The sequence below is a fragment of the Sphingomonas sp. STIS6.2 genome (assembly GCF_000732685.2).
GTDB lineage: Bacteria > Pseudomonadota > Alphaproteobacteria > Sphingomonadales > Sphingomonadaceae > Sphingomonas > Sphingomonas aerolata.
The window spans coordinates 1-25370 of the sequence record NZ_JPDP02000038.1; the positions used below are offsets into that span (position 1 = coordinate 1).

The window sequence follows — 25370 nt, forward strand, 5'->3', positions numbered from 1 at the left end:
CGGCGAACGGCGTGCGTATCGCGGTCAAGCTGACCCTGCCGCTCTATATCGTCGCCGATCCGGCCGCCAAGGCTGACGTCGCCTGGACTGCTTGGCGGCGTCCGGCCGGCGATATCGTCCTCGAAGCGCGCAACACCGGCGGCGCCATCGCGCAGGTCACCGGCATCGCACATCGGACGGGGACGGGGACGGGCGGCACATCGACCGTGCTGAGCAACGCGATGGGCGTCGTCCTGCCGCAGAGCATGCGCCAATGGGAGATCGGCAAGCACCCCGAACTCACGACCGGGACGCCGCTGACGCTTGCGATCCGCACCGCCGATGGCGAGCACGAAGTCACGGCGAATCTGGCCGCGCGCTAGTCTGGCAATCGTGCTTCTGGCCGCGGGTTCGCCCAGCATCGCTGCCGACCCCGCGCCCATCCCGGCGGCGGGGCAGGCTGCGGCGCCGGCGGACCTGCGTCTGGCGTTGCTCGCGATCCGGATCAACGGCATCGATCAGCCCGATCCGGTCTGGGTGCTGTACGATGCGGATGCGCTGTACGTCACCGGAGACGCGGCGCTCGCCTGGCGGCTGGTGCTGAAAGAGGACGACACGCGGCTATTCGAGGGCGAGACCTATCTTCGGCTCGACACGGCGGAAGGACTCGTCGCCGGCCTCGACGATGCGACGCAGACGTTGTCGATCACCGCGCCGGCTGCATTGTTCATGCCGTCGAGCGCGCTGCTGTCGGGCCGGACCGACGGGCCGATGACGCGCAGCGGGATCGGCGGCTTCCTCAATTACGACCTGTCCGCACAGACCGCGTCAGGCGCGTCCTCGCTCGACGGTCTGTTCGAGCTGGGCGCGTTCAGCGGCGCGGGGACGATGGGGACGGGCTTCATCGCCGGCACGGGGAATAGTGGCGACGGACGGCGCAGCCTCGTCAGGCTGGATACCAACTGGACGATCGACGACCCGGCGCGGCTGCGATCGCTGCGGATCGGCGACGGCGTGACGCGCGGCAGCACCGGAACCGGCGCGCTGCGGTTCGCGGGCCTTCAGCTCGCGACCAATTTCGCGACGCAGCCGGGCTATCTGACGATGGCGCTGCCGACGCTGAACGGCAGCGCGGCCGTCCCCTCGGTCGTCGACCTCTATGTCAACAACATCCTCCAGAACCGCCAGACGGTCGCGTCCGGACCGTTCGCGCTGACCGACGTCCCGGTGGTCAATGGCAGCGGCGATATCCAGCTGGTGGTGCGTGACGCGCTGGGTCGCGAGACGCGGGTGACGCAATCCTATTATGCCGCGCCGCAGATCCTGCGCCGGGGGCTGCATGATTTCTCGTACGAGATCGGCGTGTTGCGCCACAATTTCACGCGGGCGAGCTTCGACTATGGCACGCCGATCCTGTCGGCGACGCATCGCTACGGCGTGACCGAGCGGCTGACGGTCGAGGCGCATGGCGAAACCACCCGCAAGATGCAGGCGACCAGCATGCAGGTCAGCGCCTTGTGGCCCGCGGTCGGGATCTTCTCGCTCTCGGCCGCGGGCAGCCATTCGGACCGGGGCGGCGGCGGCCTGTTCGGGATCGGGTTCGAACGCCAGACGCGCGGCCTGTCGCTGGGCGGCAATGGCGAGATCACCACCGCGGACTATGCGACGGTCGGCGATTCGACCGCCTATCGGCGCGCGCGCAGCACGGTGACCGGCTTTATCGGCACGCCCACGCCCTATGGATCGGTCACAGCTTCTCTCCTGTGGCGCCGCAGCCGCGACCAGCGCGGGGATATCCTGTCGGGCAATGCCAATGCGTCGATGCGGCTCCGCCGGATCGGCGCGCTCAGCCTCAATGCGAGCCGGAGCTTTGCCGGCGCGCGCGACACGACGGTGCAGTTCCGCCTCACCGTCCCGTTCGGCCAGCGGACCAGTGCTACCGCCGGCGTGCAGCAGCGCGACGGCGAACTTGGCGCAACGACGACGCTGCAACGCAACCTCCCTTATGGCGACGGCGTCGGATACCGGCTGCAGGCGGAAACCGGGGCGATCGAGCGGCTTGATGCAGAGGTCAATGCCCAGAGCGGCATCGGCCGGATCGATGCGCAGGTGACCCGGCTGAACGGTGCGTCGGGCGGGCGGCTGCAGCTGGTCGGATCGGTCGCGACGGTCGATGGCGCGGTATTCGCCGCGCGTCGGATCGAGCAGAGCTTCGGGACCGTGCGCGTCGGCCCCTACGCCAATGTCCGCGTCTATTCGGACAACCAGCTGGTCGGCCGGACGAACGCGGCGGGCGTGCTGGTCATCCCGCGACTGCTGCCGTTTCAGGACAATCATATCCGGATCGAGGCCGAGGATCTGCCGCTCGACGCGATCATCGACGAGACCGCGCGCACGGTGCGGCCCTATGATCGCAGCGGCGTCGCGGTACGGTTCGGCGCACGCGCCGCAAGCGATGCGCGGCTCCGGGTGGTCGGTGCGGACGGCAACCCGCTTCCCGCCGGCACCGTGCTCCACCTGAACGGCGCGGGCGAAGCCTTTCTGCTGGCGCCCGGCGGCGACGCCTATCTGACCGGGCTGGCCACGCGCAATCGCGTGTCTGCCACCTTTGCCGGCGGCGGATGCGCTTTCGCCTTCGACTTCGTCCCCGCCGGACAGACCCAACCCGATCTCGGAACCTTCACATGCACCTCATGATCGGTCGCAGCGCGATCACCGCCGCGTTTGTCTTCGCACTACTCGCGACCGCGGCGCCGGCAGCGGCTGCCAGTTGCAGCGTCAGTCCGCAGCAACTGAGTCTGGGCCGCTATGATCCGTTCGCATCGGCGCCACAGGATGCCGTCACCAGCATCGCGATCAGCTGCGACGTCGAAACCAGCGTCGTCATCGCGATCGGCCCGGGCAATGGCGATTATGGCGCGCGGACCATGACCGGCGGCGCCCAGGCGCTGCTCTACAATCTCTATATCGATCCTGCGCACTCACGGGTCTGGGGCGACGGCACCAATGGCAGCAGCACCGTCAGCAGCACCGCGGTCGCCACCAGCACCGCGATTCCCGTCTATGCCCGCGCACCGGCCCGCCAGACGCAGCTGAAGCCGGGATCCTACAGCGACATCCTCTGGGTCAGCATCACCTATTGAACGCCCGCGACAGCCCCCTCGAACTCTTGGACTTTACCGTGTAACGCCGAATTTCATCGTCCCGGCCGCGGCACCATTCTTTGGCCCCTGGCACCGCCACCGACCGGAGCAGCCATGATCCTATACGTCATCGACGACGACAGCGGCACGCGGCGGCATCTGCAGGCCTGTCTGAAGCCGTCGGGCATCACGGTCTGGCCCTTTGCCCATGCCGACCTGTTCCTCGAGCAATTGCCGACGCTCAAGCCCGCGCCGATCCTGATCGAACTGCGAACGCCGCCGGCGCACGGCCTGGGGCTGCTCTCCGCGCTGGCACAACGCGACATCCGCTGGCCGGCGATCGCGATCACGGCGCGGACCGATGCGACGGTCACCGTCGAGGCGATGAAACTGGGCGCGACCGAAGTGCTCGACATGCCGCTCGAGCCCGAAACGCTGGCGGCCGCGCTGGACCGCGCGTTCGAACGGGTCGCGACGCTGGTGAACTGGACGCTGCAGCGCGGCGCGGCGCGCGCGCGTCTCGACCTGCTGACCGAGCGCGGGCGCAATGTCGTGCGCGCGATGATCGTCGGCCAGACGAACAAGGCGATCGCGCAGGCGATGGCGATCAGCCCGCGTACGGTCGAGGGGCATCGCGCGCAGGCGCTGCGCAAGCTGAACGTCAGCAGCGTGGCGGAGATGGTCTATGTCGCGGTCGATGGCGGGCTTGCCCCCCGCGAACGCTGGCTCGACACCCCCGAACTCGCGCGCAGCCTGCGTGAGGGGTCGCCGCTGGCGAACCACGTGCCGCAGCTGCCCGACCCGGGCCGGTCCCGCTTCGACAATTTCGCCGCGACCTCTCCCGATGGCATTCTATGTGCGGATCATGACGGCCGGATCATCGTCTGGAACGCGGCGTGCGAGACGCTGTTCGGTTTCAGCACCAACCAGGCGCTGGGTCAGACGATCGCCATCATCGACCCGCGAGAACGGGGTAATCCCCTGAGCCTGCAGCAGCTCGCGGCCCGCGGGGCTGCGCATCTGGTCGGGACGACCGCCACCCTCGAGGCGACGCACCGCGGCGGGTCGAAACTGGCCGTCACCCTGTCGCTGTCGATGTGGCGCGAGGACGGCCAGACGCATTTCGGCGCGATCATCCGCAAGACCGACGCGCCACGCAGGGCCGAACCGGACTGACGCACACGGATCGAACGATCCCTGCGCGTCGGTCCGGGGAAGCGAAACGCGCCCTAGACGTCGAGATTGGCGACGTTGAGCGCGTTGTCCTGGATGAACTCGCGGCGTGGCTCAACGACTTCGCCCATCAGCTGCGTGAATATCTCGTTCGCGCTCTCGGCATTGACCGCGGTGACGCGCAGCATCGAGCGGACCGACGGATCGAGCGTGGTTTCCCACAGCTGTTCCGCGTTCATCTCGCCCAGCCCCTTGTAGCGCTGGATCGCAAGGCCCTTGCGGCCGGCGGCGAGGATCGCGTCGAGCAGATGGCTCGGGCGCGACACCTGCGTCGAGCCGCGCGTCGCGACCGCGGTGGCGGACCCGATCACGCCGGCACCGGTCTCTGCGGCGTCTTCCACCTCGGGCTCGTCGGCATGCGCCGCCTTGCTCGCGGGGACGAGGTTCGAGGTGCGCGCATAGCTGTCCGACTGCTCGGCCGACAGGGCGTGCAGCTTGCGCGCCTCGGCCGAGACGAGGAAGCTCGCCTCGATGATGTGGTGATCAGTCACCCCGCGCCACGCGCGCTGGAAATGGATGCCGCCATCCTGCGTCAGCTCGGCGGTCCAGCGCGCATCGCCGTCGTCGAGTTCGAGGCGACGCGTGACGATCTCGAGCCGCGACGTGCGGTCCGCGACCGACGCCTCGGGATCGAACACGCCGCCCAGCGCCAGCGCCTCGATCATGCCCGCGTCATAGCGCTTGGGGACGTAGCGCATCAGCGTGCGCATGCGGCGCGCATGATCGACCAGATCCTTCAGGTCGCGACCCGAGCGGGCGCCACCGGGCCCTTCGAGGACCATCGACCCGACGCCTGCATCGACCAGATATTCGTCGAGCGCGGCATCGTCCTTCAGGTACATCTCGGAGCGGCCCTTGGTCGCCTTGTAGAGCGGCGGCTGCGCGATGTAGAGATAGCCGCCCTCGATGATCTTGGGCATGTGACGGTAGAACAGCGTCAGCAGCAGCGTGCGGATGTGCGCGCCATCGACGTCTGCGTCGGTCATGATGACGATCTTGTGGTAGCGCAGCTTGTCCGCGTTGAAATCGTCGCGGATGCCGGTGCCCATCGCGGTGATGAGCGTGCCGATCTCGCGGCTCGACAACATGCGGTCCTCGCGCGCGCGCTCGGTGTTCAGGATCTTGCCGCGCAGGGGGAGGATCGCCTGGAAATGGCGATCGCGGCCCTGCTTTGCCGAACCGCCGGCCGAGTCACCCTCGACGAGGAACAACTCAGACTTGGCGGGATCGCGCTCCTGGCAGTCGGCGAGCTTGCCGGGCAGCGAGGCGATGTCCATCACGCCCTTGCGGCGAGTCAGTTCGCGCGCGCGCTTGGCAGCTTCGCGGGCGGCGGCGGCGTCGATGATCTTGGCGACGATCGCCTTGCCGTGCGCGGGGTTCTCCTCGAGCCATTCGGCCATCTTGTCGGCCATCAGGCTTTCCAAGGGCTGGCGGACTTCGGACGAGACGAGCTTGTCCTTGGTCTGGCTGCTGAACTTCGGGTCGGGCAGCTTGACCGAGACGATCGCGGTCAGACCCTCGCGCATGTCCTCGCCAGTGAGCTGGACCTTTTCCTTCTTCAACAGGCCCGACTTCTCGGCATAATTGTTAAGCGTGCGGGTCAGCGCGGCGCGGAACGCGGCCATGTGCGTGCCGCCGTCGCGCTGCGGGATGTTGTTCGTGAAGGCGAGGACGTTCTCGTAATAAGAGTCGTTCCACTGAAGCGCGACGTCCATCGTGACGTCGTCGCGCGTGCCCGAAATCGCGACCGGCTCGGGCATCAACGGCAGCTTGGCGCGATCGAGATACTTCACGAACGCGGCAATCCCGCCTTCGTAATAGAGCTCGACGGTCTTCAGTTCCTCGTGCCGCGCGTCGGTCAGGAACAGGCGCACGCCCGAATTGAGGAAGGCGAGTTCGCGGTAGCGGTGCTCGAGCTTGTCGAAGTCGAAATCGGTGATCTTGAAGGTCGCGGGCGACGGGAAGAATGTGACTCGCGTCCCCTTCTGGCCCTCGGCCGCGTCGCCGACGATCTTGAGCGGGAGCACCGCGTCGCCGAACGCGAAGCGCATGTAATGCTCCTTGCCGTCGCGCCAGATCGTCAGGTCGAGCCATTCGCTGAGTGCGTTGACGACCGAGACGCCGACGCCGTGCAGGCCGCCCGAGACCTTGTAGGCGTTCTCGTCGCTGGTGTTCTCGAACTTACCGCCAGCGTGGAGCTGGGTCATGATGACCTCGGCTGCGGACACGCCTTCCTCGGTGTGGATGCCGGTGGGGATGCCGCGGCCATTGTCGGTGACGCTGACCGAACCGTCGGCGTTCAGGACGATGTCGATCCGGTCGCAATGCCCGGCCAGCGCCTCGTCGATCGCGTTGTCGCTGACCTCGAACACCATGTGGTGGAGGCCCGACCCGTCGTCGGTGTCGCCGATATACATGCCGGGGCGCTTGCGGACCGCGTCGAGGCCCTTGAGGACCTTGATCGAGTCTGCGCCATAGTCGCCCTGGTTGGGCAGGTTGGGATTGTTGGATTCAGGGTTGGATGCCATGCCCAGCATATAGGCATCGCACGCCCGAAACGGAAGCGAAATGGCCTGTGGCGCGGGGGTCGGGTCGTGAGGCGTAGGACAGCGGTCGGCTCTGGCCTTGCTCCAAACACGCCGCCTCCCCGGCGGAGGCCGGGGCCCAGTTGGAAAGGTCGTCGTAACGCAGCGACGCCTTCCGTCAGATGACGTCCCCCACCTGGGCCCCGGCCTTCGCCGGGGTGGTGGAGGCAGGCCTGCCCCTCTCCCCTCGGGGGAGAGGGAGGGAGGCGCCGCAGGCGACGGAAGGGTGAGGGGCTTTGGCGCGCGCTCCCGAGCCTCACTTGCCCTCACCCTTCCCACGGCAAGGGCCGCGGGCCCCTTCCCTCTCCCCCGGGGGGAGAGGGAGTTCACCGTCAGAAGCGGTCGGCGCGTTGGCCGAGCAGGGTGACTTCGACGCGGCGGTTGAGGCGCATGCCGGCGGCGGTCGCGTTGGTCGCGACCGGCTGGCGCTCGCCATGGCCGACGACGCTGAAGCGCGCGCGGACGACGTCCATGTCGTCGAACGCCTGGCGGACGCTCGCCGCGCGGCGCTCGGACAGGTCCTGGTTGTGCGCATCGGACCCGCGCGAATCGGTGAATCCGTCGATCGCGACGCGGACGCCCGGATTGCCGCGCAGATAGCGCGATAGCGGGCGCAGCTTCTCGATCGCGCCGGGGCGCAGCACCGCGCTGTCGGTGCGGAACAGCACGTCCTCCTGCAGGGTCAGCGTCGCGCCGCGTGGCGTCTGGCGGAAGCCGTAGTTGCGCATCGCGCCGCGGTCCCAGGTCGTGGTGGTCTCGACTACAGTGGTGCCGCCGCCGCGGTCGCCGCGATAGCCTCCCGGGTCGCGGCCATAGGCGGCCCAGTCGAACCGGTCGCGACGCGGCCCGGCGATGCGGGCGAATTCGCGGTTGGCGTCACCGGCCTCCTGCCGGTTGATCCGGCCATCGCCGTTCGCGTCGAAATTGGGCATCACGAACGCACGGCCCCGCGCGGTATTGCGGAGTTCGGGAAACAGGATCGGCACGCCCGCGCCCGCCAGCCTGTAACCGGGGCGCGACCAGGGCGGGTTGCTCATGTCATAGCGCGCCTGCGCGAATGCCGGTGCGGTGGTTGCCGCGATCATGACCAGTCCGAATGCGGCGCGTGCGATAGTCGTCTTCATCATGTCTCTCCGTCGCCCCCGCTATGGACCGGGGCGCGATGAACCGGGATTTGCCCGCGCCCGCTTGAACGCGCCGTGACGCGCATTGACAGCGCGCGTTCAGCCGGGCCCGACCGCGATCCGCGTCGCCTGCGCGTCGATCGCATCGAACAGCGCATCCTCGGTGCCGGTCATCCACACCTGCCCGCGTCCCGCCAGCCGATCGAACAGCGCCGCACGCCGCGCCGGATCGAGATGTGCCGCGACCTCGTCGAGCAGCAGGACCGGCGGCTGGCCGGTCCGCTCGGCGACCAGTTCGGCATGCGCAAGGACGATGCCGAGCAGCAGCGCCTTCTGCTCGCCGGTCGAGGCGAGCGACGCGGCGCGCGCCTTGTCGTGGTGCGTGACGATCAGGTCGACACGGTGCGGCCCGACCAGGGTCCGCCCGGCGGCGGCATCGCGCGCGCGACCCTGGGCGAGCGCAACCGCGAGCGGCGCGGCATCGCCGGCCCAGCCGTCGAGCGCGAGGCCCGCCCGCGGAAATGCGCCGTCCGTCTCGCCCGCCAGCCGCGCGCCGAGCAGATCGACCGTTTCGCGGCGCGCGGCATCGAGCGCGTCGCCATGGTCGGCCATCTGCGCCTCGAGCGCGGACAGCCAGTCGCCATCGGGACGGCCTTCGTCGCCAAGCAGCCGGTTGCGCGCGCGCATCGCCGCCTCGTAGCGCGCGGCATGATGCGCGTGCCCGGGTGCAAGCGCGAGCGTCAGCCGGTCGAGAAAGCCGCGGCGTTCGCCCGCGGGGGCGACGAACAGCCGGTCCATCGCGGGGGTGAGCCACAGCACCGTCAGCCATTCGGCGAGCGTATTGGCGGTGGTGGTCGCACCCTGGACGCGGACGATGCGGCGCTCGGGCGCCGATGTCAGCGCGCCGGTCGCGATATCGACATCGCCGATGTGGCTACCGGCGTCAGCATGCTGGTCGCGTTCGTCCCCAGCTACGGACGTCTCACCTCGCGCGGAGGGGCAGAGCGTCGCCGCGACGCCGAAACCGCCCGCACCGCCCTGCCGCGCCATCTCGCCGAGCGCCGCCCGGCGCAGCCCCCGGCCGGGGGCGAACAGCGAGACCGCCTCGAGGATATTGGTCTTGCCCGCGCCGTTCGCACCGGTCAGCACCACGAACCCCGCCCCCGGCTGGAGCGTCAGGTCGGCATGATTGCGGAAATCGGTAAGGACGAGGCGCGACAGCATCGCACCGGCCTTAGCGGCAATCCCGGCGTGCTGTCAGCCTTTGCGTCAGGCGGCGATCCGCTCGGGAACGGCGCCCGCCTTCTGCGCGCTCAGATAGGAGGCGAGCGCGGGGCCGAGTTCGCGCTGCGCGTGCAGATAGGCGACCGGCGTCGCGATCCCGAGCCGCGCGCGTGCCGCATCGAGCGGCTCGTGCAGCAGGGTCAGATAATCCTCGCCCGAAATCCATTCTGCCTTGCGGCCGTTGCGATAGCCCTCCCAGACCGCCTTTGCGAACAAGGCGTTGCCGGTGACGCGGAGGCTCTTGAGCGCCGCCGCCGACCCGATCAGCGCCCAGCCGAGCCCGCCGACCTGCGCATAGCTGAACGCGACGAGCGCCGCCTCACCGAGACTCTCGTCCGCCTTGTAGCCGGTCAGCACGTGCCAGATGTCATGCGTGTCGCGCACCCGCCGGCCGAACCACGCATAGGGATGCGCCAGATCGTCCTCGCTCGGCACCAGCCGCGACACCTCGACGAGCCCGTCCGCCGAATAACCCGTGGTCTCGAGGAAATGGCGATAGGCCGCGCCGACCGTGCCGGGCGCAAAGCTCGCGACGAACACCGGATCGGAGAAGCGCCGCGCCAGCTCGACCTGCTCATAGGCGATCCGCCCGCCCCGCTCGGTCGCGATCAGCCGCGCATAGTTCATCGGCGCATTGCCGACGTTCAGCGCGCGCATGATCCGGAACACCTGAGTCGTGTCGTCGCCATTGGCGAGGAGCTTCCGGATCGCATCCATCGCGGTCCGCCAGTCGCGACGACCGGTCGTACCAGGAAAGGGAGGAAGCTTCGCCATCGAGTCGACTCCTTACTAACAGCAATGTCAGTATCAGATCCGATCGAGCCTTCAAACGAAAAAGGCCACCCCGCAGGATGGCCTTTCACGCGATCGCCAGCGTGCGACGGTCAGACGCGCATCGGCATCAGCACGTAGAGCGCGGGCGACTTGTCGTTTTCGCGGATCAGCGTCGGGGCGGCGGCGTCGGCGAGGTGGACCTCGACCATGTCGCCATCGATCTGCGCGAGGATGTCCATCAGATAGCGGCTGTTGAAGCCGATCTCGAACGGGAGCGCGACATAATCGCCGGGAACTTCCTCGGCGGCGGTGCCGTTTTCGGGCGAGGTCACCGACAGCGTGATCTTGTCGCGGTCGAGCGCCATCTTGACGGCGCGGGTCTTCTCGGTGGCGATCGTCGACACGCGGTCGACGCCTTCCATGAAGCTCTTGGGGTCGATCTTGAGGATCTTGTCGTTGCCGGTCGGGATCACGCGGCTGTAATCGGGGAAGGTGCCGTCGATCAGCTTCGAGGTCAGGATCGCCTGGCCGAGGTCGAAGCGGATCTTGGTGGGCGACAGCGACACGCCGACAGAGCCGTCGACCTCGTCGAGCAGTTTCCGGAGCTCGGCGATGCATTTGCGCGGCACGATCACGTCGGGCATCGATTCGGCGCCCTCGGGCCGCGGCAGCGTGACGCGCGCGAGGCGGTGGCCGTCGGTCGCGGCGGCCTTCAGCACCGGGTTCGCGCTGTCGCCGTCCGCGACGTGGAGGAAGATGCCGTTGAGATAATAGCGCGTCTCTTCGGTCGAGATCGCGAAGCGCGTCTTGTCGATGATCTGCTTCAAGGTCTCGGCGGGCAGTTCGAACTGGGTGGGCAGTTCGCCTTCCGCGATCACCGGGAAGTCGTCGCGCGGCAGCGTGCCGAGCGAGAAGCGTGCGCGGCCCGCGATGATGCTCATCCGGCCTTCCGAGGCGGCGAGCTGGACCTGGCTGCCCTCGGGCAGTTTGCGCGCGATGTCGAACAGCGTGTGCGCGGACACGGTGGTCGCGCCGGGCTGGTCGACCGCGGCTGCAATCGATTCGTTGATCTGCAGATCCAGATCGGTCGCCATCAGCTTCAGCGTGCCTTCGGCCGTCGCCTCGATCAGCACGTTCGACAGGATGGGGATGGTGTTGCGCCGTTCCACCACGGACTGGACATGGCTCAGCCCCTTGAGGAGCGTTGCGCGTTCGATCGTCGCCTTCATCAAAATTCCCCCGGCCTCCACAGCCGGATTCGGGGCTGGGGGCAATCCGCAGATGGCTTACCCAACAATAAAGGGTCGGAGCAAGCGCCCCGACCCTTCTTTGATCACGGTAAACGTCGCGTTAAACCGCAATCAGAAGCGGAAGCCATAGCTGGCGACGACCTGATGACGATCGGTGTCGACGTCGAATCGGCCGCTGGTGCCGCCGGTCGCATAGTCGATGTTGCTGCGCTCATAGTTCGAATAGCGATATTCGAGCTTGGCATAGCTGTTCGGGCCGACCGCATGCTCGGCGCCCGCGCCGATCCGCCAGCCGTCGAGGTTGAAGTCGGTGTCGGTGGTCTGGTTGGTGTCGCCCGCGAGCACGTTCAGCTTGGCGTTGGTGTAGCCGCCCTTCGCGTAGATCATGGTCGTCGGCGCGACGACATAGCCGACGCGGCCACCGACATAGATGTCGCGGCCCTGCTTGACGCGACCGAAGCCGAAGTCGCTGGTATAGTCGTTGCGGTCGCTCTTCGCGGTCGAACCGGTCAGTTCGGCCTCGGCGCCGAGCACGATGTTGCTCGAGGTCGCGATGTCGTAGCCAATGCCGCCGCCGTACAGCAGGCCGTCGATCTTCTGGTCGTCGCGCCCGTTGTTGTTGGACACGCTGCTGCCGGCGCCGGTGTGGTCGTAGCCGAGCGTGGCCTCGACGCGCGGGCCGGTGAAGGTCGGGTTGGTCTGTGCCAGCGCGGGGGCGGCAATGGCGGTGGTCGCGAACAGCGATGCGGCGATAAGCTTACGCATTGGGATACTCCATTGATCTTCGTCACCCCCGAACGCGGGGTGGATGGCTCCAATGGACCAATCCGACAGGCGTTGCATGAACCCCAGATAAACACGGAAATCCGTTGCTTTTGCGCAACAGGGGGTTGAAATGCGGGCCATGATTCCAATCCCTCGGCAACGTGCAGCGGACCTCGGTCCAACCGGCAAACCGCCCGTCAGGCTTGGCCGGGATTTCGTCGCACGGCATGGCGAAACCGTGTTCAACGCCGCGCACCGGTTGCAGGGCAATGCCGCCCACACGCCGCTGACGCGCGCCGGATTCGCGCAGGCCGACGAGCTCGGCCGTGCGTTGCGGGACCTGCTCGGGGCCAGGCCTGTGCTGACGCTGTGGGCGTCGCCGACCGGGCGTGCGCTGCAGACGCTGGCGGTGATCTGCGAGCATCTCGAGCTCGACTGGCACGATGCGCGCACCGACCCGCGGCTGGTCGAGATCGACATGGGGTCGTGGGGCGGCCGCTATTACGCCGATGTCGTCGACGAGGTCGGGCCGGTGATGATGCCCGGCGGCACGCTGAAACCCGCGCCCGACGGAGAGACCTATCCGCAGATCGCGGCACGGGTCGGCGGCTGGCTGACGGACACCGCGCAGGATCCGGGCGACCGGCTCGTGATCATGCACGGGATTTCGAGCCGGGTGATGCTGGGCGCGATGACGGGTGCGCCGGTCGACCCGGTGCTCGGCGCCGCGGTTGCACCCGGATTGCCGCAAGGGTCGGTGACATTGGTCGAGCAGGGCCGCGCGACCGTCCCGCACCGCGGCACCGGCTTCGCCCCCGCGTGAAGCTGGCGGTGCTGCTGGCCTTCGCGGTCGCGACACCGGCGACGGCGCGCGACACGATCGGCATCTACCGGGGATGGGGCGCGTTCCGCGACGCGGCGCCGCCGCGCTGCTACGCGATCGCGCGGCCGGTGATGGCGGGCGGGCGCACGACGGGTTTCGCGACCATCGCGACCTGGCCGAAGCGCGGCCTGCGCGCCTCGCTGTACATCCGCCTGAGCCGCGAGCGCGATCGCTCCGCCGGGGTGACGCTGACGGTCGGCGAACGCCGGTTCGCGCTGGTCGCGAACGGGCTGGACGCATGGGCGAGCGACGCCCCCAGCGACCGCGCGATCGTCGCCGCGCTGCGATCGGGGCGGAGCATGAGCGTCGAGGCGGTCGGCGTCGGCGGGCGGCCGTTCGCGGATGTCTATGCGCTGTCGGGCGCGGCGACGGCGATCGATGCCGCGGTGCTGGCGTGTCGCGGGGGGTAGCCTCCCTTCTCTCTACCTCCCCGGCAAAGGCCGGGGGCCAGGTGGAAAGGTGGTCGTAACGACGGGCTAACCGTCCTTACCTCCGCCCCCCAACTGGGCCCCGGCCTTCGCCGGGGAGGTGTTATTGTGTGGGGCTATGCGTGGTGATCATGGCGGCAACGCTTCGCTCCACGCAGCCTGTAGAAAAATCGGCAAATTTCCGCTAAGGGCCGCCCCATGCAGACCGCCGCGAACCTCATGCCCATCCCCGGGCACATCGATCCCGTGCCCGTTCCCCGCAGCTTCGTGCCGCGCAGCGACGGGCGTATCGACCTGCTCGGGCTGTCGCTCGCCGATCTGCGGATGGCGCTGGAGACGTCGCAGCTCGAGGAGAAACAGGCCAAGCTGCGCGCGAAACAGCTGTGGCACTGGATCTACAATCGCGGCGCGACCGAGTTTTCGGCGATGACCGACATCTCGAAGACGATGCACCCGTGGCTCGAGCAGCGCTTCGTGATCAGCCGGCCCAACGTGGTCGAGGCACAGGTGTCGACCGACGGCACGCGCAAGTGGCTGCTGCGATCGGACGACGCGCAGGATTACGAGATGGTGTTCATCCCCGACGCGGATCGCGGCACGCTCTGCGTGTCGAGCCAGGTCGGCTGCACGCTGAACTGCACCTTCTGCCACACCGGCACGATGCGGCTGGTCCGCAACCTGACCCCCGCCGAGATCGTCGGCCAGGTGATGCTCGCGCGCGATTCGCTCGGCGAATGGCCGAGCCAGCCCGAGGGGCGGATGCTCACCAACATCGTGATGATGGGGATGGGCGAGCCGCTGTATAATTTCGAGAATGTCCGCGATGCGCTGAAGCTGGTGATGGACGGTGCGGGGCTCGCACTCAGCCGCCGGCGGATCACGCTGTCGACCAGCGGCGTGGTGCCGATGATGGCGCGCGCGGGGGCGGAGATCGGCGTGAACCTCGCGGTGTCGCTGCACGCGGTGACCAAGGAGGTGCGCGACGAGATCGTGCCGCTCAACCGGAAATACGGGATCGAGGAACTGCTACAGGCGTGCGCGGATTATCCCGGCACGAACAATGCGCGGCGGATCACGTTCGAGTACGTGATGTTGAAGGACAAGAACGATTCGGACGCCGATGCGCACGAACTCGTCCGGCTGCTGCGCAAATATGAGCTGCCCGCCAAGGTGAACCTGATCCCGTTCAACCCGTGGCCGGGCGCCGTCTATGAGTGCTCGACGCCCGAGCGGATCAAGTCGTTTTCGAGCATCGTGTTCGGCGCGGGCATTTCCGCGCCGGTGCGCACCCCGCGCGGTCGCGACATCGATGCGGCGTGCGGGCAGCTGAAGACCGCGTCGGAGAAGAAGAGCCGCGCACAGCTCGATCGCGAAGCCGCGCTTGCCTGATTTGGGTGTGGTGGCACTGGCGGCGGGTGCGGGATTCCTGGGCGGCGCGATGAACGCGCTGGCGGGTGGCGGCAGTTTTGCGACGATGCCCGCGCTGATCGGGCTGGGCGTGCCGTCGACCTTCGCCAACGCGACGAGCAACGTCTCGCTCCAGCCAGGCGCGATGGCTAGCGCATGGACCTACCGGCACGGGCTGGAGCCGGTGTCGGGCGTCGGCATGCGGACGATGGCGGGGATCACGTTCGTCGGCGGGCTCGTCGGCAGCCTGTTGCTCGTCGCGACCTCGGCGCGCGCGTTCGACCTGATCGTGCCGTGGCTGCTGCTGTTCGCGACGCTGGCGATCGCGTTCGGCACGCAGGCGTCGCTCTGGCTGCGGTCGCGCGTCGAGATCGGGCCGAAATCGCTGGTCGCGGTGCAGGCGATGCTGGGCGTCTATGGCGGCTATTTCGGCGGCGGTGTCGGGCTGATGCTGACCGCCGCCTGGGGGCTGTTGTCGGGCGCAACGCCCGCCATGCTTGCCGCACCGCGCACGCTGATGCTCGCGGTCGCCAATCTGGCGGCGACGTTCGTCTTCATCGCCACCGGCATGGTCTATTGGGCGCTGTGCATACCGATGCTGCTCGGCGGGATCGTCGGCGGGCATTTCGGCGCGAAGCTCGGGCTGGTGCTGCCCGCCAAGGTCATCCGGGTGTGGACGCTGCTGGTAACGATCGCGACGACGATCGTGTTCTTCTGGCGGGCGTATGGCTGAGAATTGTTTCCCCGCGAAGGCGGGGAACCAGTCTGGGCACCGCCTTCGCGGGTGAACCAACCTCCTCAGGTCAACCCGGCCGACGCATCTTGAACAGCGACTCCTCGGTGATCGCGAAGTAATCCGCCGGGCCGCCGCCGCGCAGGATCGGTTCGCCGCGCGCGGTCTGGTACACGCCGTCGTCGAGCATCGCCGGGTCGATATGGATCGCGACCGCCTCGCCGAGCACCAGCCACTGGTCGAGTTCGCGCCTCTCCTTGGTTTCCAGCCGGACGATCTGCGTCACCTTGCATTCGAACTGCGCACGGCTCGCCGCGACGCGCGGCGGCTTCACGTGCAGCGACGCCAGCGTCTCGAGCCCCGCAAGCGCGAATTCGTCGACGTCCGCCGCGACATTGGCAGCGGTCGCGTTCATCGCCTCGCCCAGGTCGCGGCTGACGAGGTTCCAGACGAATTCGCCGGTCGCGGCGATGTTGGCGACGCTGTCCTTCCACCCCATCGACGAAAAGCCGATCAGCGGCGGGGTGTAGTTGAACAGGTTGAAGAAGCTGTAGGGCGCGAGATTGGGCACGCCGTCCGCGGACAGCGTGCTCACCCAGCCGATCGGGCGCGGCGCGACGATCGCGTTGAGCGGATCATGCGGCAGGCGATGGCCGCTCGCCGGTTCGTAAGAATGCCATTCGGTCATACGCGTATCCCTGCTATGGTCGGAGCTTGTCGCCTAAAGCGAAGGCCAAGCATGAACGATCCCGCCCGCCCTATCGCCACTGCCCCTGTCACCGTCATCAAACGCCACCGGATCGCGACGCGGTTGTGGCACTGGATCACCGCGGTGGCGATGTTCATCATGATCGGCAGCGGGATCGGCATCTTGAAGGCGCATCCGCGATTCTACTGGGGCCGCTATGGCGCGAACTTCGATCAGGCGTGGACGACGCTCGACCAATGGCCGGGCTGGGTGGTGACGCTGATCAACCTGCTGACGATCCCGGCGAGCTACAACCTCGCCATCTCGCGCCGCTGGCACCTGTTCTTCGCACTGGTCCTGTCGTTCGCGCTGCTCGGCTTCATGATCGTCAGCCTGTTCAACCGGCATTTCCAGCGCGACCTTCGCGTCCGGGCGGGCGAGCTTGCGCCGCGCGAGGTGGCGCATGACGTGCGCGAGCATCTGGCGCTGCGCTTCCACGATCCGAAGCGGCCCGCCGCGTACAACATCCTGCAGAAGCTGTCCTATGTCGCGACGATCTTCATCCTGCTGCCGGTGATGATCCTCACCGGGCTGGCGATGTCGCCGGCGATGGATGCCGCCTGGCCGTGGCTGCTCGACATTTTCGGCGGGCGGCAGTCGGCGCGGTCGATCCACTTCATCGCGATGGTCGCGCTCGTGCTGTTCATCATCGCCCACCTCGCGCTCGTGATCCTGGCGGGCGCGTGGAACGAGGTGCGATCGATGATCACCGGACGCTTTACCGTTCCGGGGCACGTCCCCGCGCATACCGGGGAGGACGCCGCATGAGCACCATCATCACCCGCCGCTCGCTGGTCGCGGGCGCGGCGGTCGGCGCCGGTGCGCTGCTCACCGGGTGCGACAAGATCATCCAGCATCCCGAGGCGCGCAAGATCCTGTTCATGGGCGAAGAGATGAACCGCGGGCTGCAACGCGCGCTGACCAACCGCAACGCACTCGTCCCCGAGTTCAGTGCGGCGCAGATGTCGCCGATCTTCCGGTCGAACGGCACGCGCAACCCCGGCACCCCGGCCTATACCGAGCTGCTGGTGAACAACTTCGCGGACTATCGGTTGCGCGTCGGCGGGCTGGTCGACCGGCCGCTGTCGCTCTCGCTGCCGCAGCTCCGCCAGATGCCCGCGCGCGCGCAGATCACGCGGCACGACTGTGTCGAGGGCTGGTCGGCGATCGCCAAGTGGCAGGGCCCGAAGCTTGCCACGCTGTTGCAGGCTGCGGGAATCCGCGACACCGCGCGCTACATCGTCTTCACCTGCGCCGACCTGTACCGGGGCACGCCCTATTACGAGTCGATCGACCTGATCGACGCATTCCACCCACAGACGATCCTCGCCTGGGCGTTGAATGACCAGATTCTCGACGTCGCGCACGGCGCCCCCGTCCGGCTGCGCGTCGAACGCCAGCTTGGCTACAAACATGCCAAATATATCATGGCGATAGACGCCGTCGCCAGCCTGGCCGGGATCGGCAAGGGCAAGGGCGGCTATTGGGAAGATAACGTGGATTATGATTGGTATGCGGGAATCTGACGCCGCCCGGGGGGTGGCGCATTTCCGTACCAGTCATTAGCTAACACGACATGGCCCTATTCGATCGCTTTCTCGCCCGGCAGGTAAAAACCGGCGAACTCACGCTGATCCACGCGGACGGTACCACCAAGCAGTTCGGCACGCCCGACCCTGCCTACAACCCCGTCACGATCCGCCTCACCGCCCCAGGTGTTGCGGGCGCGATCGTCCGCCACCCGGCGCTGGGCGCGGCGGAAGCGTTCATGGACGGCCGCCTGGTGATCGAGCGCGGCGACATTCGAGACCTCGTCAACCTGCTCAAGGGCAACAGCCCGTGGGAGCGCGGCGGCGGGCTCAATCCCTCGCTGCCGATCAAGCTGCTCGACAAGGTTGTCCACCGCGTCGACCGGGTGAATATGGCGCGCCGGTCGAAGAAGAACGTCGCGCATCATTACGACCTGTCCGACCGGCTGTACGACCTGTTCCTCGACGCCGATCGCCAATATTCGTGCGCGTACTTCACCGATGCCGGCAACAGCCTGGAACAGGCGCAGGACGACAAGAAGGCGCATATCGCCGCCAAGCTCGCGATCCAGCCCGGCATGCGCGTGCTCGACATCGGCTGCGGCTGGGGCGGCATGGCGCTGTACCTGCACGCCAAGACCGGGGCGGAGGTCCTGGGCGTCACGCTGAGCGAGGAACAGCTGAAGGTCGCGCGGCGGCGTGCCGAGGAGGCCGGCGTCGCGGACAAGGTGAAATTCGAGCTGATCGACTATCGCGCGCTGACGGGTACGTTCGACCGGATCGTGTCGGTCGGCATGTTCGAGCATGTCGGCCCGCCGCAGTACAAGACGTTCTTCCGCAAGTGCCGCGACCTGCTGAGCGCGGACGGGGTGATGCTGCTCCACACGATCGGCCGCATGGGCGGGCCCGGCGTGACCGACACCTTCACGACCAAGTACATCTTCCCCGGCGGCTACAACCCCGCACTGTCGGAGATCGTCCGCGGCTATGAGGGGCTGAAGTTCTTCCCGACCGATATCGAGGTGCTGCGCGTGCATTACGCGCTGACGATCGACCATTGGTACGACCGGACGGTTGCGGCGAAGGATGCGATCGTCGCGCTGTATGACGAGCGCTTCTACCGGATGTGGACCTTCTACCTTGCGGGTGCCGCCGCGGCGTTCCGGACCGGGGGGATGGTCAATTACCAGATCCAGCTGTCGAAGAGCCGGATTACGCTGCCGCTGACGCGCGACTATATGATCGAGGGTGAACGGGCGTTGCGCGCGGGCTGATTTCCCGCCGTTCGTCATTCCCGCGGAGGCGGGAATCCAGACTGGCAGGCTCCGGTGATGGAACCGAAAAGCCAGCCGGTCTGGATCCCCGCCTCCGCGGGGATGACGACTTTACGGGGGGGACTCCGTAGATGGATGCCCCCCTATAGGCGTGGCCTCAGCGGCTGCCCTGCATCTGCGACTTCGCGGCCGATCGCTCGTCGCCGCCGATCTTGCCGTCCTTGTTCGCGTCATATTTCGCAAAGGTCGCGGCGAGCAACGCCTGGGCCTCGGGCTGCGTGACCTTGCCGTCCTTGTTGGTGTCCGCGCTGCTGAACCACAGCTCGGCGAGCCGCTTGGCGTGGACCGGATCCGGGCGCCCCGGCCCGACCTTCATCTGGCTGATCCCCGCCTGGACCTCGGCGCGCGTCAGGACGCCGTCCTTGTTGGTATCGCGCGCGGCGAACTCGGCCTTGAACTTGGCGGACACGGAGGCGCGGGTCTCCTGCGCCAGCGCGGGCGTCGCGAGGCCGGCGAGGACGAACAGGGTAAGCGTTTGACGTAGCACGGTCGGGACACTCCAAATGATCTGGGGGCGCACGTAGCGCGGGTTGGTTGTACGCGCCATGAATGCGGCGGGTTGCATGCTCCGGTTGCATGCAGGACGTCCAGCGCATAGGGGCGCGGGCATTGGATATTGCCCAAAGGATCTTGCCCGTGACCGATCAGATCAACCGCGCCGCCGGCGACGCCGGCATCAATCGGGTCGTCCTCGCCTATTCGGGCGGCCTCGACACCAGCGTGATCCTGAAATGGCTCCAGCAGACCTACAACTGCGAAGTCGTCACCTTCACCGCGGATCTGGGCCAGGGCGAGGAGCTCGAGCCCGCACGCGCGAAGGCCGAGATGATGGGCGTCAAGCCCGAGCACATCTTCGTCGACGATCTGCGCGAGGAATTCGTGCGCGATTACGTGTTCCCGATGATGCGGTCGAACGCGCTGTACGAGGGGCTGTACCTGCTCGGCACGTCGATCGCACGCCCGCTGATCGCCAAGCGCCAGATCGAGATCGCCCGGATGGTCGGCGCCGACGCGGTCAGCCACGGCGCGACCGGCAAGGGCAACGACCAGGTCCGCTTCGAGCTCGGCTATTATGCGCTGTCGCCCGACATCAAGGTGATCGCACCGTGGCGCGAATGGGACCTGACCAGCCGCACCAGGCTGATCGAGTTCGCCGAACAGCACCAGATCCCGGTCAGCAAGGACAAGCGCGGCGAGGCACCCTTCTCGACCGATGCGAACATGCTCCACACCTCGTCCGAGGGGCTGGTGCTCGAGAATCCGTGGGACGAGGTCCCCGACTATGTCTATTCGCGCACGGTGAACCCCGAGGACGCGCCCGACGTCCCCGAGTACATCACGATCGATTTCGAGCGTGGCGACGGCGTCGCGATCAACGGCGAGGGGATGAGCCCGGCGACGTTGCTGTCGACGCTCAACGACTATGGCCGCCGTCACGGCATCGGCCGTCTCGACCTGGTCGAGAACCGCTTCGTCGGCATGAAGAGCCGCGGCATGTACGAGACGCCAGGCGGCACCATCTATCACCTCGCGCACCGCGGTATCGAGCAGCTGACGCTCGATCGCGGCGCGGCGCATCTGAAGGACGAGCTCGCGCCGCGCTATGCCGAGCTGCTGTACAACGGCTTCTGGTTCTCGCCCGAGCGCGAGATGCTCCAGGCAGCGATCGATCACAGCCAGGAGAAGGTGTCGGGCACCGTCCGGCTGAAGCTCTACAAGGGCGGCGTGTATGTGGTCGGCCGCAAGTCGCCCAACTCGCTCTATTCGGAAAAGGTCGTGACGTTCGAGGACGATCAGGGCGCCTATGACCAGCGCGACGCGGCCGGCTTCATCAAGCTGAACGCGCTGCGCCTGCGCCTGCTGGGCCGCCGCGACCAGGTGTGAGCGATACCGGCTCCCGTCCCCCGACACTCGGGGGCCGGGAGCCCCGGCGGTGTATTCCGTCGCAATGCGGCGCGGTCGGCGCTTGTCGAATGCCCCCCTGCGGCGCTAGGCGTCGAGGGATGGCGCGGGGGACAACAACGGAACTTCACTGGTGGCAGACGCGCACGTTCGTCGCGTGCGTTGCGCTGGCATCGATCATCCCGCTGCTGTGGCCGGAGGTGCCGCCGCTGGTCGATCTGCCCGGGCATATGGGGCGCTACCGCGTCCAGCTCGCGATCGGCGACAATCCCTGGCTCAGCCAATGGTATGATTTCCGCTGGCAGCTGATCGGCAATCTCGGCATCGACCTGTTGATCGTGCCGCTCGCGCCGATCTTCGGGTTGCAGCTCGCGGTGAAGCTGATCGTCATGGCGATCCCCGCGCTCACCGTCACCGGACTGCTCTGGATCGCGCGCGAGGTGCATGGCCGGATCCCGGCGACCGCGCTGTTCGCGCTGCCGCTCGCCTATAGCTATCCGTTCCAGTTCGGCTTCGTGAACTTCGCACTGGCGATGGCGCTCGCGCTCAACATGTTCGCGCTGTGGCTCCGCCTCGGGCGGCTCGAGCGGCTGCGGCTGCGCACGATCCTGTTCGTGCCCGGATCCTGCCTGCTCTGGCTGTGCCATACCTTCGGCTGGGGCGTGCTGGGCGTGCTCGCCTTCTCCGCCGAGCTGATCCGCCAGCACGACATCCGCAAGACCGGGGTGCGCGGCGAAGGCGCGATCAAGGGCTGGATCGGCGCGTTCATCCGCGCCGGGCTCAGCTGTATCCCGCTGGCGCTGCCGATGGTGATGATGGTGCTGTGGCGGTCGGGCGACCACGTCACCGGCAAGACGCAGGACTGGTTCAACTGGCGCTGGAAGATGAACTGGATCACGATGGTCCTGCGCGATCGCTGGATGGCGTTCGACATCGCGTCGGTCACCGTGCTGTTCGTGATCCTGTTCCGCGGCGTGCGCGACCAGACGATCGAATATTCGCGCAATCTCGCGCTGTCCGCGCTGTTCCTCGCGCTCGTCTATATCCTGTTGCCGCGCATCGTATTCGGCTCAGCCTATGCCGACATGCGCCTCGCGCCGTTCATGCTGGCGTTCGCGATCATCGCGCTGCGCCCGCGCAACCGCCTCTCGCTGCGCGGTGCCGCGACGCTGGCGGTGCTGGGGTTCAGCTTCTTCGCGGTCCGGCTGGCGGGCACCACGATCAGCTTCCTGATCTATGACCGCAGCTACGACCAGGCGATCGCCGCGATCGACACTGTGCCCGAGCGGGCGCGCGTGGTCTCGTTTGTCGGGCGGCGCTGTCGCGACGACTGGGCCTATTCGCGCCTCGAGCATGTCCCGGCGCTGCTGCTCGAGCGGCGGCTGGCCTTCACCAACGACCAGTGGTCGATGGCGGGCGGACAGCTGATGACGACGCGCTATCCGATCGCGCGCGGCTTCGCGCATGATCCGTCCGAGATCGTTACGGATATCCGCTGTCGTGGCCAGTTCTGGCGGCCGATCGCGATGGCGCTGGAGCATTTCCCGCGCGACGCGTTCGATTATGTATGGCTGATCCATCCGCCGGCGTTCGACCCCGCGCTGATCCGCGACCTGACCCCGATCCGCCGCGACGGCACCAGCGTGCTGTACAAGGTCAACCGGTCGGCGGTTCCGCCCGCCGAAACGGAGTAAGCTCGCCGAGATACTCGCGGTCGGAGGCGACCGCCTCGCGTTCGCGGACGAGAAAGTCGGCGATCGCGCGGCGGAAGCCCGGATCCGGGATGTAATGCGCCGAATAGGTCGCGACCGGCGCATAGCCGCGCGCAAGCTTGTGTTCGCCCTGTGCGCCCGCCTCGACCGTCGTCAGCCCGCGCGCGATCGCCGCATCGATCGCCTGATAATAGCAGAGCTCGAAATGGAGGAACGGCACCTCCTCGGTCGCGCCCCAATAGCGGCCGTAGAGCGTGTCCGCACCGATCAGGTTGAGCGCCCCCGCGATCGGCACGCCGTCACGCTCGGCGAGGATCAGCAGCACCCGGTCGCCCATCGTCTGACCGATCCGATCGAAAAAGCCGCGCGTCAGATAGGGCTGGCCCCATTTGCGGCTGCCCGTGTCCTGGTAGAAGACCCAGAACGCGTCCCAGTGCGCGGGCGTGATCTCCGCGCCCGTCAGGTGGCGGATCGTCAGTCCCTCGACCGCGGCGGCGCGCTCCTTGCGGATCGCCTTGCGCTTGCGGCTGGCGAGCGCGGCGAGGAAATCGTCGAAGCTCGCATAGCCGTCATTGGTCCAGTGGAACTGCGTGCCCTGACGGATCAGCCATCCGGCGGCCTCGAACAGCGCGACCTCGGCTGGAGCGATGAAGGTCGCATGCGCGGAGGACAGACCGCTCTGATCGGTCACCGCCTCGAGCGCGGCGATCAGCGCGGGCGCGACCGCCGGGTCGCGCAGGAGCAGCCGTGGGCCGGGTACCGGGCTGAACGGCGCGGCAATCTGCAATTTGGGGTAATACTGCCCCCCTGCCCGCTCCCACGCATCGGCCCAGCCCTGGTCGAAGACATATTCGCCCTGGCTGTGGCTCTTGGCATAAGCGGGCGCGATGCCGGCCGGCCTGCCGTCGTCGCCATCGACGACCACCGGCAGCGCCTGCCACCCCGATCGTCCACCGACGCTTCTGGACGCCTCGAGCGCGGCGAGGAAGGCGTGGCCGACGAACGGATTCGCGTCGCCGGCGCAGGCGTCCCAGTCCTCCGCCGCGATCGAGGTAACGCCTTGGGCGATGCGGGCGGTGATGGCTGTCATGCGCTCCTAAAATAGGCGCGCAGGCGTCAGGCTCAAGCGTCTGGGCTCAAGCGGCCGAGACCTGGACGATCGCATCGATCTCGACCGCGGCACCCAGCGGCAGCACGGGAACGCCGACGGCCGAGCGGGCATGCTTGCCGGCCTCGCCGAACAGCTGGACCATCAGGTCGGATGCGCCGTTCGCGACCTTGGGCTGATCGGTGAAGTCGCCGTGCGAATTGACGAACACGCCGAGCTTCACGATCCGCTCGACGCGGCCGAGCGAGCCGAGCGCCGCCTTCATCTGCGCGACCAGCATCAGCGCGCAGCGCTGCGCCGCGTCCTGCCCGTCCTCGAGCGACACGCCGTCGCCGAGGCGGCCGGTGACGATCTGGCCATCCTTGAACGGCAGCTGGCCGGAGATGTGGAGCAGCCCGTTCGCCTCGACGGCGGGAACATAGGATGCGACGGGGGCGGCGGCCTGCGGCAGCGTCAGGCCAAGCTCTTCGAGCTTGCGGTCGATACGATCGGTCATGTGCGCGATCTCACCACAGCCACGGGGGGCGGGTCAAGCGTCCGCGGGCACCCCGGCGGCGAACCGCGCGGCGATCCAGGCCTGCGCCTCGCGCCAGTCGTCGATCCGGGCATGCGCGGCGGGCGCCCTGGGCACCGCCCCCGCCAGCGTCGGCTCGGACACCATGTGCAGCCGGTGGACGCCCGGCGCATGCCGCGCGACCGATTCGTGATGCACCGCAAGGTCGTCGACGAACACCGTGACGGGGTTGCCATATTCGGCGACCAGCCGCGCGACGGGGTCGCCCTTGCCGCCCTGGTTGCACTCGACACGGTGGGCGATGTCGAACGCGGCGAGCTGCTCGATCCGCGGCAGGCGACATTCGTCCTGCAAATTGGTCAGGATCACGATGTCCGCGATCTCGGCGAGCGTCGCGAGCGCCTCGCGGGCATGCGGCACCAAAGTCTGGCGGTGCATCTCTGCAGGAAAGAACCCGCCGAGCAGTGCCCACATGTCCTCGCGCGTGGGCGCGGGCCCGCCGTCGCGGCGCGTCATGCTGTTGGCGAAATCGCCGTGGCCAATCTCGAAATCGATATCATGCGCCTCGTCGAGCCAGGTGCCGAAATGCTTGACCATGTGGAGCAGCACTTCGTCGCAATCGCTGATCAGCAGCGGCTTCATGCCTCGAACCCCGGATCGAGCGTCATCCGCGCGCGGACCAGCGCCTCGGGCCTGATGCCGAGCGTTTCGGCGCAGGCGACAAGATCGGGTTCGTGCGATTCGAGGAAACCGAGTACCGCCGCGAGCACGGCGGGCTCCCCTGCCCGCGTGCGCAGGTCGGCAGGGTCGAGTCCGGTCACCGACAACAGGCGCATCGCTCGGTCCGGCTCGCTCAGCGTCCATACCAGGGCTTGCAGCGCCAGGGCCTCAGCGTCTTCATTTGTAACGGCGCCGCGCATTGCCTATTGTCATCC

The 25370-nt window shown here is 67.7% G+C and carries 25 protein-coding genes; 13 read left to right on the top strand and 12 right to left on the bottom strand.

Annotation, left to right across the window (positions count from 1 at the left end):
• The 4 genes from sphst_RS05375 to sphst_RS05390 all read left to right on the top strand — a co-directional run.
• Window positions 1-362: hypothetical protein (locus sphst_RS05375; RefSeq protein ID WP_199848921.1), on the top strand; the 362-nt coding region annotated here is incomplete at its 5' end.
• 10 nt (window positions 363-372) lie between these two features.
• A complete protein-coding gene (locus sphst_RS05380) occupies window positions 373-2676 on the top strand; it encodes a fimbria/pilus outer membrane usher protein (RefSeq protein WP_159043530.1) in 2304 nt (767 codons plus the stop codon).
• Complete coding sequence (locus tag sphst_RS05385; RefSeq protein ID WP_159043531.1) at window positions 2664-3122, top strand: Csu type fimbrial protein; 459 nt, start codon at window positions 2664-2666, stop codon at window positions 3120-3122. The genes sphst_RS05380 and sphst_RS05385 overlap by 13 nt, the downstream gene beginning before the upstream one ends.
• Before the next feature lie 114 nt (window positions 3123-3236).
• The gene (locus sphst_RS05390) at window positions 3237-4298 is read left to right on the top strand and encodes a LuxR C-terminal-related transcriptional regulator (protein ID WP_031394811.1); all 1062 of its coding nucleotides are present in this window, start codon (window positions 3237-3239) and stop codon (window positions 4296-4298) included.
• 53 nt (window positions 4299-4351) lie between these two features.
• Here sphst_RS05390 and gyrB read toward each other — a convergent pair whose 3' ends face one another.
• The 6 genes from gyrB to sphst_RS05420 form a co-directional block, all read right to left on the bottom strand.
• The gene (gene gyrB, locus sphst_RS05395) at window positions 4352-6883 is read right to left on the bottom strand and encodes a DNA topoisomerase (ATP-hydrolyzing) subunit B (protein ID WP_031394810.1); all 2532 of its coding nucleotides are present in this window, start codon (window positions 6881-6883) and stop codon (window positions 4352-4354) included.
• 389 nt (window positions 6884-7272) lie between these two features.
• The gene (locus sphst_RS05400) at window positions 7273-8064 is read right to left on the bottom strand and encodes an OmpA family protein (protein ID WP_234387448.1); all 792 of its coding nucleotides are present in this window, start codon (window positions 8062-8064) and stop codon (window positions 7273-7275) included.
• 99 nt (window positions 8065-8163) lie between these two features.
• Window positions 8164-9288: a DNA replication/repair protein RecF gene (recF, locus tag sphst_RS05405; protein WP_107045265.1), complete on the bottom strand. Its 1125-nt coding sequence runs from the start codon at window positions 9286-9288 to the stop codon at window positions 8164-8166.
• 45 nt (window positions 9289-9333) lie between these two features.
• Window positions 9334-10122, bottom strand: coding sequence for a Coq4 family protein (locus sphst_RS05410; protein WP_107045266.1), 789 nt, complete (start codon window positions 10120-10122; stop codon window positions 9334-9336).
• A gap of 110 nt (window positions 10123-10232) precedes the next feature.
• Window positions 10233-11351, bottom strand: a complete 1119-nt coding sequence (gene dnaN, locus sphst_RS05415) for a DNA polymerase III subunit beta (RefSeq protein WP_031395114.1) — start codon at window positions 11349-11351, stop codon at window positions 10233-10235.
• A gap of 132 nt (window positions 11352-11483) precedes the next feature.
• Entirely contained in the window at window positions 11484-12137 is a 654-nt protein-coding gene (locus tag sphst_RS05420; RefSeq protein WP_031395115.1) for an outer membrane protein, read from the bottom strand.
• Window positions 12138-12276: 139 nt separating this feature from the next.
• On the opposite strand from sphst_RS05420, the gene sphst_RS05425 reads away from it, so the two are divergent.
• The 4 genes from sphst_RS05425 to sphst_RS05440 all read left to right on the top strand — a co-directional run bounded on the left by sphst_RS05425 (window position 12277) and on the right by sphst_RS05440 (window position 15588).
• Complete coding sequence (locus tag sphst_RS05425; RefSeq protein WP_107045267.1) at window positions 12277-12960, top strand: histidine phosphatase family protein; 684 nt, start codon at window positions 12277-12279, stop codon at window positions 12958-12960.
• Between the two features lie 11 nt (window positions 12961-12971).
• Window positions 12972-13430 carry an invasion associated locus B family protein gene (locus tag sphst_RS05430; RefSeq protein WP_442800382.1) on the top strand — a complete coding sequence of 153 codons (459 nt, stop codon included), beginning with the start codon at window positions 12972-12974 and terminating at the stop codon, window positions 13428-13430.
• Window positions 13431-13646: 216 nt separating this feature from the next.
• Window positions 13647-14837 carry a 23S rRNA (adenine(2503)-C(2))-methyltransferase RlmN gene (gene rlmN / locus sphst_RS05435; protein WP_031394082.1) on the top strand — a complete coding sequence of 397 codons (1191 nt, stop codon included), beginning with the start codon at window positions 13647-13649 and terminating at the stop codon, window positions 14835-14837.
• On the top strand, window positions 14830-15588 hold the full coding sequence (locus sphst_RS05440; protein ID WP_234387457.1) for a sulfite exporter TauE/SafE family protein: 759 nt from the start codon (window positions 14830-14832) through the stop codon (window positions 15586-15588). Before rlmN ends, sphst_RS05440 begins: the two co-directional genes overlap by 8 nt.
• Before the next feature lie 70 nt (window positions 15589-15658).
• Here the strand turns inward: sphst_RS05440 and sphst_RS05445 are convergent, their stop codons facing one another.
• Window positions 15659-16276: a flavin reductase family protein gene (locus sphst_RS05445; RefSeq protein ID WP_031396582.1), complete on the bottom strand. Its 618-nt coding sequence runs from the start codon at window positions 16274-16276 to the stop codon at window positions 15659-15661.
• Window positions 16277-16327: 51 nt separating this feature from the next.
• Here sphst_RS05445 and sphst_RS05450 point away from each other — a divergent pair, with 51 nt between their 5' ends.
• From sphst_RS05450 to sphst_RS05460, 3 genes are read left to right on the top strand one after another with little or no spacing between them, the layout of a single operon-like run.
• Window positions 16328-17104 (top strand): cytochrome b/b6 domain-containing protein, encoded by a 777-nt coding sequence (locus sphst_RS05450; protein WP_031396583.1) that lies wholly within the window; start codon window positions 16328-16330, stop codon window positions 17102-17104.
• On the top strand, window positions 17101-17862 hold the full coding sequence (locus sphst_RS05455) for a molybdopterin-dependent oxidoreductase (protein WP_031396584.1): 762 nt from the start codon (window positions 17101-17103) through the stop codon (window positions 17860-17862). Before sphst_RS05450 ends, sphst_RS05455 begins: the two co-directional genes overlap by 4 nt.
• 50 nt (window positions 17863-17912) lie before the next feature.
• Window positions 17913-19139: an SAM-dependent methyltransferase gene (locus sphst_RS05460; protein WP_031396585.1), complete on the top strand. Its 1227-nt coding sequence runs from the start codon at window positions 17913-17915 to the stop codon at window positions 19137-19139.
• Between the two features lie 157 nt (window positions 19140-19296).
• Here sphst_RS05460 and sphst_RS05465 read toward each other — a convergent pair whose 3' ends face one another.
• A complete protein-coding gene (locus sphst_RS05465) occupies window positions 19297-19686 on the bottom strand; it encodes an EF-hand domain-containing protein (protein WP_031396586.1) in 390 nt (129 codons plus the stop codon).
• A 149-nt stretch (window positions 19687-19835) separates the two neighbouring features.
• On the opposite strand from sphst_RS05465, the gene sphst_RS05470 reads away from it, so the two are divergent.
• The gene (locus tag sphst_RS05470) at window positions 19836-21083 is read left to right on the top strand and encodes an argininosuccinate synthase (protein ID WP_234387459.1); all 1248 of its coding nucleotides are present in this window, start codon (window positions 19836-19838) and stop codon (window positions 21081-21083) included.
• Between the two features lie 119 nt (window positions 21084-21202).
• Window positions 21203-22795, top strand: coding sequence for a hypothetical protein (locus sphst_RS05475; RefSeq protein WP_051916706.1), 1593 nt, complete (start codon window positions 21203-21205; stop codon window positions 22793-22795).
• Here the strand turns inward: sphst_RS05475 and sphst_RS05480 are convergent.
• From sphst_RS05480 to sphst_RS05495, 4 genes are read right to left on the bottom strand one after another with little or no spacing between them, the layout of a single operon-like run.
• Entirely contained in the window at window positions 22758-23903 is a 1146-nt protein-coding gene (locus sphst_RS05480) for a GNAT family N-acetyltransferase (RefSeq protein WP_031396589.1), read from the bottom strand. The genes sphst_RS05475 and sphst_RS05480 overlap by 38 nt on opposite strands.
• A gap of 46 nt (window positions 23904-23949) precedes the next feature.
• The gene (locus sphst_RS05485) at window positions 23950-24417 is read right to left on the bottom strand and encodes a RidA family protein (RefSeq protein WP_031396590.1); all 468 of its coding nucleotides are present in this window, start codon (window positions 24415-24417) and stop codon (window positions 23950-23952) included.
• A gap of 33 nt (window positions 24418-24450) precedes the next feature.
• Window positions 24451-25077, bottom strand: a complete 627-nt coding sequence (locus tag sphst_RS05490; RefSeq protein ID WP_056406780.1) for a hypothetical protein — start codon at window positions 25075-25077, stop codon at window positions 24451-24453.
• Entirely contained in the window at window positions 25074-25355 is a 282-nt protein-coding gene (locus sphst_RS05495) for a DUF3572 domain-containing protein (protein WP_031395281.1), read from the bottom strand. Before sphst_RS05495 ends, sphst_RS05490 begins: the two co-directional genes overlap by 4 nt.
• Window positions 25356-25370: the final 15 nt, after the last annotated feature.